At 39.0% G+C, this 16,823-nt stretch carries 11 protein-coding genes and 4 pseudogenes; 10 read left to right on the forward strand and 5 right to left on the reverse strand.

Annotated elements, in window-relative coordinates; genetic code table 11:
• Positions 1-13: 13 nt before the first annotated feature.
• The gene (locus NYZ99_RS07015) at positions 14-2,752 is read right to left on the reverse strand and encodes a putative LPS assembly protein LptD (protein ID WP_260574581.1); all 2,739 of its coding nucleotides are present in this window, start codon (positions 2,750-2,752) and stop codon (positions 14-16) included.
• 237 nt (positions 2,753-2,989) lie between these two features.
• Between NYZ99_RS07015 and NYZ99_RS07020 the strand changes: the two are divergent.
• The 10 genes and pseudogenes from NYZ99_RS07020 to NYZ99_RS07065 all read left to right on the forward strand — a co-directional run.
• Positions 2,990-3,661: pseudogene (locus NYZ99_RS07020) on the forward strand (N-acetylmuramoyl-L-alanine amidase family protein); the annotation flags it as partial.
• A gap of 200 nt (positions 3,662-3,861) precedes the next feature.
• A complete protein-coding gene (locus NYZ99_RS07025) occupies positions 3,862-4,149 on the forward strand; it encodes a hypothetical protein (protein WP_260574582.1) in 288 nt (95 codons plus the stop codon).
• Between the two features lie 55 nt (positions 4,150-4,204).
• Positions 4,205-5,167, forward strand: a complete 963-nt coding sequence (locus tag NYZ99_RS07030) for an MlaD family protein (protein ID WP_260574583.1) — start codon at positions 4,205-4,207, stop codon at positions 5,165-5,167.
• Positions 5,168-5,173: 6 nt separating this feature from the next.
• A pseudogene (locus NYZ99_RS07035) lies at positions 5,174-6,504 on the forward strand (4Fe-4S dicluster domain-containing protein).
• Positions 6,505-6,517: 13 nt separating this feature from the next.
• Positions 6,518-7,309 (forward strand): (Fe-S)-binding protein, encoded by a 792-nt coding sequence (locus NYZ99_RS07040; RefSeq protein WP_260574584.1) that lies wholly within the window; start codon positions 6,518-6,520, stop codon positions 7,307-7,309.
• Positions 7,310-7,341: 32 nt separating this feature from the next.
• The gene (locus NYZ99_RS07045; RefSeq protein ID WP_260574585.1) at positions 7,342-7,824 is read left to right on the forward strand and encodes an ABC transporter ATPase; all 483 of its coding nucleotides are present in this window, start codon (positions 7,342-7,344) and stop codon (positions 7,822-7,824) included.
• A 95-nt stretch (positions 7,825-7,919) separates the two neighbouring features.
• Positions 7,920-10,830: pseudogene (locus tag NYZ99_RS22810) on the forward strand (glycoside hydrolase family 3 N-terminal domain-containing protein).
• 103 nt (positions 10,831-10,933) lie between these two features.
• Positions 10,934-12,073: pseudogene (gene bshA, locus NYZ99_RS07055) on the forward strand (N-acetyl-alpha-D-glucosaminyl L-malate synthase BshA).
• Entirely contained in the window at positions 12,066-12,434 is a 369-nt protein-coding gene (locus tag NYZ99_RS07060) for a hypothetical protein (RefSeq protein WP_260574586.1), read from the forward strand. The pseudogene bshA and the gene NYZ99_RS07060 overlap by 8 nt, the downstream one beginning before the upstream one ends.
• 236 nt (positions 12,435-12,670) lie before the next feature.
• Positions 12,671-13,687, forward strand: a complete 1,017-nt coding sequence (locus tag NYZ99_RS07065; protein ID WP_260574587.1) for an OmpA family protein — start codon at positions 12,671-12,673, stop codon at positions 13,685-13,687.
• Positions 13,688-13,952: 265 nt separating this feature from the next.
• Here NYZ99_RS07065 and NYZ99_RS07070 read toward each other — a convergent pair whose 3' ends face one another.
• From NYZ99_RS07070 to NYZ99_RS07085, 4 genes are read right to left on the reverse strand one after another with little or no spacing between them, the layout of a single operon-like run.
• Complete coding sequence (locus tag NYZ99_RS07070) at positions 13,953-14,585, reverse strand: hypothetical protein (RefSeq protein ID WP_260574588.1); 633 nt, start codon at positions 14,583-14,585, stop codon at positions 13,953-13,955.
• Positions 14,582-15,355, reverse strand: coding sequence for a T9SS type A sorting domain-containing protein (locus NYZ99_RS07075; protein ID WP_260574589.1), 774 nt, complete (start codon positions 15,353-15,355; stop codon positions 14,582-14,584). Before NYZ99_RS07075 ends, NYZ99_RS07070 begins: the two co-directional genes overlap by 4 nt.
• Entirely contained in the window at positions 15,261-15,863 is a 603-nt protein-coding gene (locus tag NYZ99_RS07080) for a hypothetical protein (RefSeq protein ID WP_260574590.1), read from the reverse strand. Before NYZ99_RS07080 ends, NYZ99_RS07075 begins: the two co-directional genes overlap by 95 nt.
• Positions 15,827-16,705 (reverse strand): hypothetical protein, encoded by an 879-nt coding sequence (locus tag NYZ99_RS07085; protein WP_260574592.1) that lies wholly within the window; start codon positions 16,703-16,705, stop codon positions 15,827-15,829. Before NYZ99_RS07085 ends, NYZ99_RS07080 begins: the two co-directional genes overlap by 37 nt.
• Positions 16,706-16,823 lie beyond the last annotated feature (118 nt).

Genomic DNA, 16,823 nt, shown 5'->3' on the forward strand with positions numbered 1-16,823 from the left:
AAAGCTTATTTTTTTAGTTTCTAAAAGGCTGACTTCTATTTTCCCATTTTAAATCGCTCAATATGGATGCATCGATTCCGATGAAAAAGTACCACCGTCTATATTGCCCAAAAGGAGTCCAGTTAAAACGCATGGAGAAACTTTTTAAATCTCTTTGAAACCGTAACTGTGTCAAGGTAAAACCTTTGTTTTTAAAATCATAACCGGAGAATCCACCCACTTTCCAGCGTGGTGATAATTCTATGTTCCCTGAAAACATCAAGGAATGGGCGCTGAACTCATTTTGTCCGGCGCTGTTCAAGTAGCTGGCAGAGTACGCCAGCCTAAAATCCCAAGGGATTTTGGTTCCATAAACCGGGTTTTCCACATTATCCCCTTTTTCCTTGGCTTTCACTGGATTGTCTCTAAAACTGTCCGCTTGGCCGAAAAGATCATCTGTCCTACCACCACTTTGGGCAACATAATCAAAGGGGTCTTCTTCCTCAAGACCTTCTTCCTCCTTCTTTTTCTTTCCAAACATTTCGCTATCAATGGAATAGGAAATATTTGCATTGGCTCCGGTCAATCTAAATAGACTACCTCCATTATCAATGTTCCAGGTATCTATCCGTCTTCCGTTATTGTCAATGGCATAGGGGTCGAGACCAGCTGAAAAGTTTATGGACATTTTTTTGTTCAAAATCGTAGTACCCCCGTTCAAGCTTAACGGACTTAACCTTAGCGAGTCTGATTCCAAGTTGTATGCCGTTGAAATATTTAAGTTGCTTAAAATTGGAATCTTTTTTGGTTCCGTTTTGGTAGAATCTTTGTCTCGGACTTTGGCCTCCAAAGTATTTGCAAGTGAAAAACTGAGACTATTGGAACGGCCCAGTCTTGGAGCACCGTTCAAGGTTCCGTCAAAACGACTGTATTGAACCACCCGGCCTTCAGCATTTATACCTTCTTCTATATATTCATCATAGTATTGTTCAAATGAGGGAGCATAACCGTAACTAAGTGTTGGTCTCATCACATGCCTCATTGCTTGGAATTTCTTGTCCTCACCAAAATTAAAAGTCCCGTAAAGGGTGGTTCCTATACTCGCGTTTAAATTATATTGTCCGTATCTGTCAAATCCACCAATACTATCAACCACCACACTTTCAGTTTCAGCATCGTAACTCCTTTGATAGGTCTCCATCGTCCAAACATCTTCATAGTTACCTCCCATGGTTACACTGAAGTACTTTGCTATTTTGAAGTTTGTGCTTATTGGAATCCGGTGTCCGGCACCAATTCTTGAATTGTCGAACATACGTCCGGTTAAAAAGTCTTCATCATTGGTAGTGAGTCGGTTTTGGGCATTCACATCATATTGAAAGTTTATGTTCTGTATAGCTCCCTTTTTTATTCCGTCCCTCTTTGCAAAGGGAAATATACGCTCCATACTAGCCTGTAGTGTAGGAAGGGTCATGGTGATATTGTCCCGGTTGGTTTCCGTTGCCGTTGGTGAGGTTAATTGCGAATGTGTTGCCGTAATACTCATGTTCACCGAGGGATATGCCGGGAACGTTTTGGAGTATGATATGGATGATGACAACGTGTTGTTTTGGGTATTGGGTAAATTACGCTGCTGAAGGGAGTTTCTATAATATTCACTACTCCCCAAATTCACCGAAGCCGAAAACCTGGAATTAGGACTTGCCTTTTGATCCTGCGAATGTGAGAATTGTAAGTTCCAGTTTTTGGTCAAACTATAATCACTGAAACCCTTTTGACTGTTAACTAGATTCTCATATCTAAAGTTGATATTTCCCCTATATTTATATCTCTTGGTGTAAATGGATGCAGTTCTAAATCCCCAACTTCCATTGGTATAGAAATCACCCGAAAATTCCACATTAGCATAGTCGCCTAATGGGGCATAATAGCCAAAGTCCTGTAAAAAATAACCTCGATCCGGGTCGTTCCCAAAAGTAGGCATTAGGACTCCAGGAGCGCTCCCCACGGATAAGGGAAAATATGCGAACGGCATTGCAATGGGCGTGGGTACATCGGCAATATAGAGGTTGCTAAACCCTGCGATCACTTTTTTCTTGGGAACAAATTTGGCCTTTCTTACCCTTATATAATAATCGGGATTGATGGTATCCTGGGCAGTCGTAATTTTGGCCTCGCTGAGAAAATATACTGAATCGTTTTCTTTTTTAGTGATTTCTGCATACACCTTCATAGCGTCACTACCCAATTGACCGGCCGCCGCTTGCTGTTCTGTTCTAGAATTCCAAATAATGGCTTTTTGGGAATCGAAATTAAATCGGATGGAATCAGGAATAACTACATTGGAACCTTGCTTAAAGTAGGGTAGCTGGGTGTAATTGCCTACGGAGTCCTTAATTCTGCCCGCATACACTTCGTTCTTCACATAATCCATAATGATTATGCCCGCTTTTAACTCCGTATCCTGATAATAGATTTCAGCTTCGTTGTACAGATAAATTTTGTTCTCCCGTTGACTTAATTTAACAAAATCTTTGGCCTTATATGTAATGTTATCCAGTAACAGAGGAGGTTTTTTATTCAAGGAATCCCTTTGAAGGGAATCTCTCAATACACTATCGTTTGCTATGGGTTTAGGAAGAAGTGGAGCCATGATAGTATCCCTTTGTGCCTTAATCTCAAGGGGAACCACCTTGCCCTCTTGTGCTGTTACCGAAAATACACCAACAAAAAGTAGGAATAGGAAAAGTACGTTCTGTTTATTTGATTGCAAGGCTATATATCCTATTTTTGTAAAGGTTTGGCAATCTATAAGCCACTAGATTCAGATGCCAAACTTACATATATTTTTTATTCTCTTTACAGGGTGTTACCATAAATTTAACCATATAAAGAGATATGGAAACCTATAAGAATATGAAAATTAAATCTATCGTTGCCTTCTTTATTTTATTGTTTTTCCTGCCGTTGACATATATCATCGCGGAGGAAGGCAAAAAGTCTCCGAGATGACCCATTTGTGGTGGTGTTGGATGCGGGTCATGGGGGGCATGACCCCGGTAACTTGGGAAATGGTTACTTGGAAAAGAATATAGCACTAAATATTGTCCTAAAGGTAGGTGAGATTTTGTCCACCAATAAAGACATAAAGGTCATATATACGAGAAAGGACGATACCTTCATAGATCTTTTCGTGAGAGGAGAAATTGCCAATAAGGCCAATGCCGATCTTTTCGTCTCGGTACATTGTGATTCACATAACTCGGATGCTCATGGAGCCGGTACTTTTGTTCTTGGACTACATGCCAATAAACAAAACTTCGAAATTGCAAAGAAGGAAAACTCTGTAATCTATTTAGAGGATAATTACGAAACCCGATATGCCGATTATGACATTAATTCTCGAGAATCGGTTATTGGTTTGACCATTATGCAAGAAGAATTTTTGGATCAAAGTATAGCATTGGCCAAAAATATACAGGACAATATGTCCGGAAGATTAAAGAGGACTGATAGAAAGGTAAAACAGGCTGGCTTTATTGTTTTGCATCAAACATTTATGCCAAGTGTTTTGGTAGAAACAGGATTTTTGACAAATAAGGATGAAGGGGCCTATTTAAATTCTCAAAAGGGACAATCGGAAATGGGTACGGCCATTGCCGATGCCATATTAAAATATAAAAAAGATGCACAGGGAGTTGGTCAAATAGTTCAGAGTACACCATCCAAAGAACCTGAAAAAACAGTAAAGGATGCCGATAAAGAGGTAGTATCAGTGAAGGTTCCGGCAGAAGAATCCTCAACTATCAAGGAGCAGGAAAAAGCAAAGGAGTTGGTCGAAAAGAAGGAGAGTAACAATATCGTGGTCAAAAAGCACCCGAAGTGGAGGGAAAACAGGATGAAAATACCATTGTCTATAAAGTACAGCTGATGGCAAGTAGTAAGGATTTAGAGTTGGTGGCCGAAAATTTTAAAGGTCTGCCCCAAATTACAAAAGAACCTTACAATAACTTGTTTAGATATATGTACGGGTTCACCCAATCTTATAGGGAGGCAAAAATGTTGCAATCCAAGGCCGCTAGGACTGGTTATTCCTCAGCATATATCGTTGCATATAGAAAAGGTGAAAGAATCTCGATTCCCAAGGAGGTAGAGGAGGATTCCCAATAAAGGCATTTGGTATATTATTTATTCCTAATTTTGTTATAAACGTAAAATTCATTGCTTGAAACTATCCAGGGAAATTAAGACAGGAATTATTGTAATTGGTGGAATCCTTTTGTTCGTATTAGGATTTAGCTATTTAAAATCCACACCCCTTTTTGACAATAGTAAAACTTTATATGCAGTTTATTCTGATGTGGGGGGGCTACAAGCCGGTACTGTTGTTTCCATAAACGGATTTGGTGTAGGTAAGGTCAACGACATAAAATTTAAGGATTCACAAGGAAATTTGGTAGTTACCTTTACGGTAAGTAGTGATTTTGAATTTTCCAAGAATAGTACCGTTGAATTATATGATACAGGTATTATCGGAGGAAAAGGTTTGCAGATTACCCCGGTTTTTGATGGGGCTGGGATCGTAAAGTCCGGCGATACCCTTAGTACAGAAATTAGGCCGGGATTAACCGAGCTTGCGCAGGAAAAGCTTACTCCGTTGTTCAAAAAGTTTGAATCGGCAGTATCCGATGCGGATTCTGTTTTGATCAATGTGAACAATGTTCTTGACACCGACACAAAAAAAGATTTACAGAAAGCTATCAATGGTTTGAGCGAGCTTATGGTGAGCTTGAATGGGAGTGCTAAAGTCTTGAATGATATTTTGGCCAACAATGAGCAAAAATTGGATAGTTCACTTACTAATTTTGAGATTCTAACATCCAATTTCGCCAAACTTTCTGATACGTTGAACAATGCCGGTGCGGGTAAGACGTTGTCCAGTTTGGAAACAACTATGGCCAATTTGGATAAAGTGATATCAAAAATTGAGCGGGGCGATGGTACTTTAGGTAAATTGATGAACGATAAAGAATTATATTCCAATTTAACCGATGCCTCTAGGGAATTGGATTTGTTGCTACAAGACTTTAGACTAAATCCCAAACGATATGTGAACGTTTCGGTTTTCGGTAAAAAGCAAAAGGAATATGAAGTTCCTGAAGATGACCCAGCCGCCAAAATAGAATAATACCTAATGCAGTATTTATCCAATATCCTTTTTGTAGCAATCCTAGTTTTAGGGATCGGCTTTTTCGCAAAGAATGTATCAAAACTTAGGCGAAATATCCTATTGGGAAAGGATGTCGATGTAAGTGATGATACACAAAAAAGGTGGCGAAACATGGTTCGTATAGCCTTAGGCCAATCGAAAATGGTGGTGCGTCCTATTGCAGGATTTCTGCATGTAATAGTGTATGTAGGTTTTATTATTATCAATATTGAGGTATTGGAAATCATCATTGATGGTATTTTTGGGATCCATAGAATTTTTGCAGGTTTAGGCCCTATATATGATTTTCTAATAGCTTCTTTTGAGATATTGGCACTACTGGTAATTGTTTCTGTGGTAGTTTTTTGGACCCGAAGAAATATTATCAAACTTAAACGCTTCTTTAAACCTGAAATGAGTGGTTGGCCCAAGAAGGATGGGAATCTAATACTTTATATAGAGTTTGTTTTGATGATTCTTTTTCTAACGATGAACGCGGCCGATTTAAGCTTGCAGGAACTCGGTGCGGAACACTATGAACAAGCGGGTAGTTTTCCAGTAAGCCAGTATATTTCCAATTGGTTCAGTGGAATGGATATTTCAAGTTTGATTTTCTTGGAAAGGACCGCCTGGTGGTTACATATAGTTGGAATTCTATTCTTTTTAAACTATTTATATTATTCCAAACATTTGCATATACTGTTGGCTTTCCCAAATACCTATTACGGAAAATTGGGACCCAAAGGCAAGTTTAGGAATCTCGAGGCCGTTACTAAAGAAGTCAAGTTAATGATGGATCCCGAAGCCGACCCCTTCTCTGCTCCTGCAGAGGATGTGGATGCAGATGAACCTTCAAAATTTGGCGCTTCCGATGTGATGGATTTAAGCTGGGTACAGTTGTTAAATGCCTATACCTGTACCGAGTGCGGACGATGTACGAGCGAATGTCCCGCAAATCAGACTGGGAAAAAATTATCCCCTAGAAAGATTATGATGGACACCAGGACCGCTTGGAAGAAGTAGGTAAAATCCTGGATACCAATAAGGGTGAATTCAAGGACGATGGTAAACAATTACTGGATGATTATATCAGTAGTGAAGAATTATGGGCCTGTACTTCTTGCAATGCCTGCGTAGAGGCTTGCCCTGTGAGTATCGACCCTTTATCCATTATTATGGATATGAGACAATATTTGGTCATGGAACAGTCCGCGGCACCATCTGATTTAAACAATATGATGGGCAATATTGAAAACAACGGGGCTCCTTGGCCATTCAACCAAATGGATAGGTTAAATTGGAGTACCGAATCTTAAAGAATACAACAAAATGGCTGACACAATAAAAGTTCCTACAATGGCGGAAATGTATGCTGCCGGTGAAAACCCCGAAGTACTTTTTTGGGTAGGCTGTGCCGGTAGTTTTGACGATAGGGCTAAAAAAATTACAAAGGCCTTTGTAAAGATTCTCAACAAAGCCAATATATCCTTTGCAGTTTTGGGGACAGAGGAAAGTTGTACAGGGGATCCGGCCAAAAGGGCGGGAAACGAATTTTTGTTTCAGATGCAGGCCGTAACCAATATAGAGGTGCTAAATGCTTATGAGATAAAAAAGATAGTCACTACCTGCCCACATTGTTTTAATACCATTAAGAATGAATATCCTGGTCTTGGAGGTACGTACGAAGTAGTCCATCATACACAATTTTTAAAGGAGTTATTGAAGGAGGGTCGTATAACCGTGGAAGGTGGAACTTTTAAAGGGAAGAGAATTACATTCCACGATCCTTGTTATTTGGGTAGGGCCAATGGCGTCTATGAAGCCCCTAGGGAACTCATAAGGAAACTGGATGCCGAGTTGATAGAGATGAAAAACTGCAAACAAAGGGGATTGTGTTGTGGTGCAGGAGGTGCCCGGATGTTCAAGGAACCTGAAAAAGGGGACAAGGATGTGAACATTGAGCGCACGGAGCAGGCCTTGGAGACTACTCCGGATATTATTGCTGCTGGATGTCCTTTTTGCAATACTATGATGACCGATGGTGTAAAAAATAAGGAAAGGGAGGACAGTATTAAGGTTTTGGATATTGCGGAGCTAATAGCCACTGCAGAGGACTTATAAGGAGCATCGCTAATAAAAAACAGGAAGGATTTATGCTAGCAGATTTTAATACATTGCCCGATGATTCAAGGGTTTGGATTTACCAGGCGAATCGAAGCTTTACAGAAGTGGAGTTGATCGAAATAAAAAACGATTTAAACGAATTTTTGGAAAACTGGACGGCACATGGAAAGGATTTAAAAGCGGGTTTTGAAATTAAGTACAATAGGTTTTTGGTAATAGCCTTGAACCAGAGCGGACAGGCCGCTACCGGTTGTTCTATTGATGCTTCAGTTCATTTCATACAGCATTTGGAAAAGAAGTACCAAGTGGAACTCCTGGATAAAATGAATGTTTCATTTAAACAGGGCGAGTACATAGCGTATAAAACCCTACTCGATTTTAAGGCCATGGCAAAACAAAAAGCCATTTCCAAAAATACCATCGTTTTCAATAATCTTGTGGCTACAAAAGGTGAATACCTAGATCATTGGGAGGTACCCGCCTCGGAAAGTTGGCACGCACGCTTTGTATAGGGCATAGTATGGGCTAACCATTAATTTTATTAGGTTTTATCGATGAAATGCAATAAATTTCATGGTTTTATGTTATCTCCATACAGCAAAAACACATGAGGCTTTTTCTTAGATTTTTCTTTTTTCTTATTGGATCATCTATTCTTTTTGGACAAAACCCATTGGTTAGTTCCGATAGTCTCGGAACAGGGAAATTGGGTAGACACCCAGTACCAACAAATGACCTTAGAAGAAAAGATAGGTCAATTGTTTATGGTTCCGGTTACCTCCAATCAATCGAACCAGGAAAGGGATAGGATAAAAGGACTTATTAAAGAACAAAAAATTGGAGGGATTATATTTTCAAAAGGGGGGCCGGTACGCCAGGCCCAGCTTAGTAATGAATATCAGTCATTATCCAAGATACCCTTATTAGTTGGTATGGATGCTGAATGGGGCTTGGCCATGAGACTGGACTCCACCTATGCTTTTCCGTGGAATATGACCCTAGGTGCCATTCAGGATGATAAAATCATAGAAAAAGTTGGCCAAAGGGTAGGCTATCATGCCAAACGGCTTGGTGTACATATCAACTTTGCTCCGGATATCGATATCAATACAAATCCCAAAAACCCAATTATTGGAAATCGATCTTTTGGTGAGACCAGAGAGGTCGTTACAAGTAAAGGAATCGCTTTTATGAAAGGAATGGAAAGCGCTGGGGTTCTTTCCAGTGGAAAACACTTTCCTGGCCATGGTGATACCGAAGTGGATTCTCATAAAGATTTGCCCATAATTCCATTTTCTAGGAATCGTCTCGGACAGTTTAGAACTTTATCCATTTAAAAAACTAATAAATGAGGGTTTAAGTAGTGTAATGGTCGCACACTTAGAGGTTCCTTCTTTAGAGATAAAAGAGGGATTACCCTCATCTTTATCTGAACAGATTATTTCCGGAATTCTCAAAGATGAGCTAGGTTTTAAAGGTCCGGTTTTTACCGATGCCCTGAATATGCAAGGGGCTACTAAATATGGGACGGAAGGCCAAGTTGAATTGGCAGCCTTTAATGCTGGCAATGATATCCTTTTAATGCCTCAAAATGTAGAGAATGCTAAAAATTTATTAATCAAAAATTACAACACGGGTCGAATTAGTGAAGCAAGACTTGCCCAATCCGTAAAGAAGATTTTGATGGCAAAGTATAAAGTGGGCCTTCATGAATATAGACCAATTGAATTGGATAATCTGTATGAAGATTTAAATACCCTAGAGGATGATATTTTGTATGAAGAGGCCATTGAGAATGCACTCACGGTTATTAAAAATCGGTTTGACCTTATTGGTATCAAGAATTTGGAAAATAAAAAGATTGCCTATGTGAAATTTGGGGATGCCCCAAGCGATACTTTTATTCGCGAACTGAATAAATACACCGAGGTAACACAGATAAATGATGACAATATTGAATCCTTAAAAAAACAGTTATCGGATTATAATCTTGTTATTATCGGGCATCATAAAAGCAATGAGAGTCCTTGGAAGCCTTATAAATTTACGGATAGGGAGTTGGCTTGGCTTCAGGAGATTTCAAATTTAAGGACATCGAACTTAATTCTTACGATTTTCGCGAAACCTTATGCCCTTTCCGATATTTCGACTTTTCAGAATATAGATGCCGTGGTGGTATCCTACCGAGAATAGTGAGATTTCACAAAAAAAGACCGCAGAACTTTTGTTTGGTGCTATACCGGCTGTAGGGAAACTCCCTGTGAGTGGTAGTTTTGAGTTTCGTGCGGGTACAGGGATTGAACTGACCTCATTAAATCGTTTAGGATATAGCCTTCCTGAACGGGTAGGTCTTAGTTCAAAAGGACTTGCCGAAGTAGATAGGTTGGTTCATGATGGACTGGACAGCCTGATGTATCCTGGTGCACAAGTGTTGGTTGCCGGACATGGTAAGGTGGTCTACAACAAAAGCTTTGGAAAACCAACATATGATTCCAATGCTGAGGTAACCGATGACGATATATATGATTTGGCTTCTATTACCAAGATTTTAGCGACGTTGCCTATGGTTATGAAGATGGAAGAGGAAGGAAAAATTGAGTTGAACGATACTTTTGAAGAATTGGTTCCGAGTACTCCAATACGGAAATAAAAAATGTAACGGTACTAAAGGCTTTATCGCATTATGGAAGACTTCCAGCATGGATACCTTTTTACGTCAGGACTTTGGATGAGGATAGAAAGCCTTCGAAGGAATTTTACAGAACACAACCAACTAATGGTTTTTCAGTAAAGGTTGCAGAAAATTTATATCTGACCGACGCCTATAATGATTCCATTTACAATAGAATCGGAAGACAGGATTTAAAATCCAACAGATATCGTTATAGCGATGTGCCCTACTATGTTATGAAGAAGTATGTAGAGGATACCTATGGGGAAAGATTAAATATTTTAACAAACGATTTTCTGTATAGTAGAATAGGGGCAAACTACACTACCTACAATCCCCTGGAGAAGTTTCCAAAAAATAAAATAGTTCCCACGGAAGAAGATAATTATTACCGGTATCAAACGGTACAAGGTTACGTTCACGACATGGGAGCGGCTATGCAGGGTGGAGTAGGAGGTCATGCGGGATTGTTCAGCAATGCGAACGATGTAGCTAAAATCATGCAGATGTACCTACAGAACGGTTATTATGGTGGTACAAAGTTTTTTGATTCCGGAACTGTAAAAAAATTTAATACCTGCTATTTCTGTGATAAAAATGTAAGAAGGGGTGTCGGTTTTGACAAGCCCCAATTGGAACATAGTGGATCCACGTGCGGATGTGTTTCCGGAAAAAGTTTTGGTCATAGTGGATTTACCGGTACGTACACTTGGGCCGATCCTGAAGAAGAAATAGTGTACGTATTCCTATCCAATAGGACCTACCCAACTGCCTCTAACACACTTTTAGTTAAATCGGGTTAAGAACTAGGATTCAACAGGCCATTTACGACTCTATTATAAATTAAAGAGTAGTTTTGTATATAAAAAGAGCCATTATAAGCCTTGTTAATGACCAAGATTTTCTATGGTAAATGGTGCCTGACCTATTACTTAATAAAATTAGAATAGATGAAAATTGCTATTGTTTGCTACCCCACATTTGGCGGAAGTGGTGTGGTTGCCACAGAATTGGGTATTGCACTCGCAAATAGGGGCCACGAGGTGCATTTTGTAACGTATCGTCAACCAGTAAGGTTGGAACTATTGAACAATAGCATTTATTTTCACGAGGTTCATGTACCGGAATATCCTTTATTTCATTACCAACCCTATGAGTTAGCCTTGTCGAGCAAGTTGGTGGACACCATTAAATTGTACAACATAGACCTGCTGCATGTACATTATGCGATTCCCCATGCATATGCGGGTTATATGGCCAAAAAGATGCTGGAAGAGGAAGGAATTTATATTCCCATGGTTACTACCCTTCATGGAACCGATATTACGTTGGTAGGAAAACATCCTTTTTATAAACCTGCCGTGAACTTCAGCATCAATCAATCTGATGTGGTTACCTCTGTTTCGGAAAGTTTAAAACAAGGTACTTTGGAGATATTCGATATTAAGAATACAATTGAAGTGATTCCAAATTTTATAGATAAGAATAAGTATAAGACTTCTTTTACTGATTGCCAAAGATCTACCATGGCCAAGGAAGGAGAGCGAATAGTTACTCATATAAGTAATTTTAGAAAAGTCAAGCGCATACCGAGATGTGATCAAGGTATTTAACGAAATACAGAAAAAGTTACCTGCCAAGCTAATCATGGTAGGTGAGGAATCGTAAAAGGAAGGAGCCGAGCGTTTATGTGAGAATTTGGGTATAGTTAATAAGGTCATCTTTTTGGGTAATAGCAACGAAATAGATAAAATACTCTGCTTTTCCGATCTTTTCCTTCTGCCTTCACAAACCGAGAGTTTTGGATTGGCGGCCTTGGAAGCGATGATAAATAAGGTTCCTGTAATTTCGAGCAATACTGGGGGAATACCGTAGTGAATATCAATGGCATAACTGGTTTTTTAAGTGATATTGGAAATATCGAGGAGATGGCCGCAAATGCCATTCACATTTTAAGTGATGATGAGACCTTGGAAAAGTTTAAACGGAATGCGGTTAGAGAAGCCGAAAAGTTTGATATTTTAAAAGTGTTGCCTTTATATGAGGAGGTCTATGAAAGAGCTTATAAAAGCCGACTGAAAAATGTCTAAGTCCTTATTGGCTATATCTGTTTTAGTAGTTTGTCTATGCAGTTGCAAAAGTCAGGAAAAAGTTCAATCTGGGGAGAATGGAAAGGAACAAATGGAACTTGTTCTTAAAGGAGATCATAGTGGCTATGAGAAAGAACAGTTGATTAAAATAGATAGTAAGTCAGATTTTGAGGCTTTTTTTGGAAAAATCAATAGAACCAGAAAACCCGGGATTCCAATTCCAAAAGTTGATTTTGAAAGAAAAACGATTATCATCCGCTTAAAAGGTGAAACTACTAGTAATGAGCCGAGATGTAACAATGGGAAAATCCTCAAAAGAAACGCTTTTCTTGAAAAAAAGAAAGCAAACTTCCGGAAATGACAATACGGCAATAGTAACTCCATTTTTTATCTACAGCATTCCTAAAACATCTAAGGACATAAAAATCAAGTAGATTACATCGGAAAATTATAGGAATACATCTATCAAACGATAAAAATTACCTTACAAAGGACTTTTTTGAAACATAGTTTTTAATGTCATAATTTTACATTGTAATACCCAAATTTAATGGACATGAGAACCGATTTTTATTTTCAGTTATGATGATTATTGCCATGGTCAATTCGTCTCTGGCACAAGAAGACCTCCAAATTACTTCCAAAGACAGTATCATTGAAAGTTCATGGATGGTAGGTATCGGATTTAATGCTGTTGACGATTCCGGTAATGTTTTTGATGGTTTATTTAATTTTAATGACGAGTGGAACATTTTACCGTATCCTTCGAGGGTCAGTTTGGGTAGGTATTTTAAAAGTGGCCTAGGTTTAGAGGCCATTGGTACCATTAATAAGTATAAAGAGGGAAAAATCATAGATGCACAGGTTAACCAAGAAGAATCGAATTACTATGCTTTGGATGCACGTGTTACATATGATTTGAACAAAATTATAGGGGAAACAGGATGGTTCGATCCTTATGTAGGGGTTGGTGCAGGATATACGGAAGCCAATAACTTGGGAAGAGGCACCTATAACGCCATTGTCGGTTTTAGAACTTGGTTTTCGGATAAATGGGGACTGGATTTTAATTCCTCCGGTAAATGGGCCATGAGTCAATCAGATGGCGCCACCAACCACATCCAGCATGCAGTAGGTGTTGTGTATCAATTCGGCATTGAAAAAGGACTTTCAAAAAGAGGTGAAGAAAAGATGGAATTGTTGGCTGCCATTGAAAAGGAAAAACAAAGGCAAGCGGACTCCATTGCAGAGGTAAATAGACAAAGAGAAGAAGCTTTATTGGCGGAACGATTAAAAAGGGAAAAGGAGGCTGCTGAATTAGCCGCCGCTGAAAAAGCTGCTAAGGAAAAAAGGGAGGCAGAGTTAAGAAATATTCAAGAACAGATAAACGGCTTAGGAAAAGTTTATTTTATGTTGAATTCTTCCTATCTAACTTCTAAGGACGAAGAATTACTGAATAGCCTTACCGAGATTTTAAATAACTATGATTCCGTTATTCTTGAAATTTCAGCGCATACAGATGCCCGCGGTTCTGCTACATATAACCAATGGTTATCAGAAAAAAGGCTGGAGCGTACTATTGGCTATCTACAAGATAGAGGTATAGCACCGTGAACGTTTGGTTGGTAAAGCAAGGGGCGAAACAGAACTCGCTAATCATTGTGCCGACGGCGTTAAATGTACCGAGGCCCAGCATCAGGAAAACAGGAGGACAGAGTTTGAGGTAGTGGAATTTTAAACCGTTAAACAAGAATTTGAATAAAGCCGTTCCTAATGGAACGGTTTTTTTATTTTTAAATTTTAAAACATAAGTATGTAAAAGTATTATCCAACAGAAAAATAAAAAATTGGAGAAATAGATTCATGACCAACGCTGTCCTTAGTTACTATTTTCCAATAATATGTTTTTCCGAGAGGTCACAGGAATGTCATTAAATTGAGGGTTTTCCAAGTCCGTTTCAAATATGCCAGGGTCATTGTTCTCTCCAAAATAGATATCATAACCAATAATATCATTGTCAAAATCTTCTGCTTTCCATCTAAGGTTCACGACCGTACTCGTAGCAGAAATAGATGCCCCACTTACTGGAGATAGCGCGATTGCGGGGGTTGGGGCAAATGTTTCCAATCCGGGACCCTCATTAAAGAAAACCCAGGTTTCACTTCGTATTTTGTTTGGATTGGAAGCAGAGGAAATGTTCCAAGAATAAGGAGTACCTCTTTTTAAAGTTACTTTTAACTGGGCCTCCGTACTTTCCAATTCTTGAGTTTCGGAGTTGTTTAAATCGGTTAGGGTCATTTTGTAGGTTTCTACAATATCTATTTTTTCCCAAAGAAAAGTTAGTTCACTTTCAGTGTCTGAAACCCAAGTGCCTTCGGTGCATTCAGATAGATTTTTTGGAAAAGTCAGGTTAATAACGGTACTTGGGGCAAGGATATCCACAAGGTCACTATCCGCGCTACAATTAACTAGGGCGATTGTAAAGAAAAATAGCCCTATTTTTTTTTTCATGACTTAAATACTTTAATGACTTTTTTTACTTCACCGATAGTAAGCTGTGCAAAGTAAAACCCACTTTTAAAACTACTTGTGTTTATTGGCCTTATGTTTTCTTCAACCGTAAATTTATCATTAAAAACCAATTTTCCAGTAATATCAAATATTTTTATTTCCATGCTCCCTTCCGGAATATTGGATACATCTATATTCAGGAAAGTATCAAAAGGATTGGGAAAGGCTATTAAGGAATCCTCTAAAATGATGGTCTCGGTATAAGTTCCTTGGCATTCTTTGGATGTTACAACCAATTCGTTGTTGATCCTATCCAATGGTAAAGTAATTGAATTCAAACTACTTTCTATGGTTTCCTCATTTAATTGTATGATATAGTTTGTGCTGCCACTTACTTTTAGTGTAACCGTTTTATTCACGAAGTCCATTGAAGTCGTTACGCTAAGAGGCTCAGGTTCTTGTACTATGATGGAATAGCAAGATTGAATATATTCTTCGTTGGAGGATCCAATACAAATGTCGTAGCTTCCCTTAGGTAGGTTTTCAATCATAAGTGAATCGTTGAAATTAAGCGATTCGTTTCTATCATTTCCAGTAATTACGGCTATGAATTCCCCATCTATCTTACTTGTAATATTTATTTTGCCCGTATTGGTTCCAATACAGCTTGTAGCATTACTTCCAACAGTAAATTGATCTGCTGGAAATGCAGGAATGGGACAACCGTTTGGTGTAACTTGTGTGCCTTGAGGTGTATCTCGGACACTCATCAATTGTGTCGTCCACTCCATCACTATCACTATCAATGGAGTTTTGATCAAATTCAAGTGCCCATTTGGCGATGTTATTGGTATTAACCGTTGCTCCTGATTGATTGAAATTTCCTCCAACTATCAATTCTTGATTGGAATTCGTGTGAATTAAGGCGTTGCCCCGAGTGTCTATTCCAACATTGGTATCTGTCCCCAAGGCTTCCCAACCATCGCTTTCGCTCCAACGGGTAATGTTACCCATAAATTTGAATTCATCTGAACTACTTCCTATTGTTCCTGCAGCCTCGAAGGTTCCAGTAACATAAATATAATTGTCTTTGGATATAATATCGTTAACGTTGCCAGTCACCCCATTTTCAATGGGTTCCCAATCTTGATTGGACAAATCAAATACGGCAATTCTGTTAACGGTTTTGTTTCCGGCACCTACAAAATTTCCACCTGCATACACGAAATTATCCTCAATGGCTATTGTCTGCACAAAACCTGTAGTACCTGAGCCCAAGGGTTTCCATTGTAATCCGTCCCACGCAGCAATTCTATTGGCCGAACACCTCCAGCAGCGTCAAAATTACCTCCGATAAACAAATTATCACTTTCGTCAAGGGCCATAGCCCTAATTTCATTGTTAGTGCCAACAATACCGGTATTTACATCTGCCAAACCTTGAAAGGTTCCATTTTCCCATTTGGCGATATTGTTAACAGTCAAATTCCCTGCAGTAGTGAATACCCCACCCAAATAAAGGATGTCTCCCGCATTATTAAAAGAAATCTTAGCTACAGGTCCATCTGTTCCAGTATCTAATGGATACCACTTAAGTCCATCATAATAGGCAATATTGTTTGCTGAAATTCCACCAACCTCTGTGAAGTCACCAGCAATAAAAAGGTGACCTTCATTTGAAATGGCCATGTCAAAAATAGTTCCATTAGTACCGGAAATGGTATTATTCCAATTACCTTCATTATCAAAAAGTGCCAAATTATTTACAGAAATATTACCAGCTTGAGAAAATGCACCGCCCACCCAAATATTGCCATTTAAGTCTTCGACCAAACATTCTACCGTTCCATTGGTGCCGCTCCCAAGACTTCGCCATTCACCTATTCCCTGGACCATTTGGGCTTCAGGTTCTGTTGAAGTTGAAGTGAATTTGTAAATTTTTGCCGAATCGGCGTATCCTAAAAAATAAAGTTCACCGTTTTCATCCTCCCCAAAAGATGAGATATAGGTTCCATTAGTTTGGAATAATAGTTCGTTATCCGTGGTTTGTGTATTTTCATCATACTTCAATGCCCATACCCTACCGGACACAAAGTCCCCATATATATAATTATTTTGCATTCTGTCATCCGGAATACTACCTTTATACACATATCCTCCAGTGATGGATGCATCTCCGGCACTTTGGTCGTAATAATAGATAGGTTTTATATCTCGGTGTAGTAGCGAGAACAGTCCC

The organism is Maribacter litopenaei, from assembly GCF_025244665.1.
In the GTDB taxonomy this organism is placed as follows: domain Bacteria; phylum Bacteroidota; class Bacteroidia; order Flavobacteriales; family Flavobacteriaceae; genus Maribacter; species Maribacter litopenaei.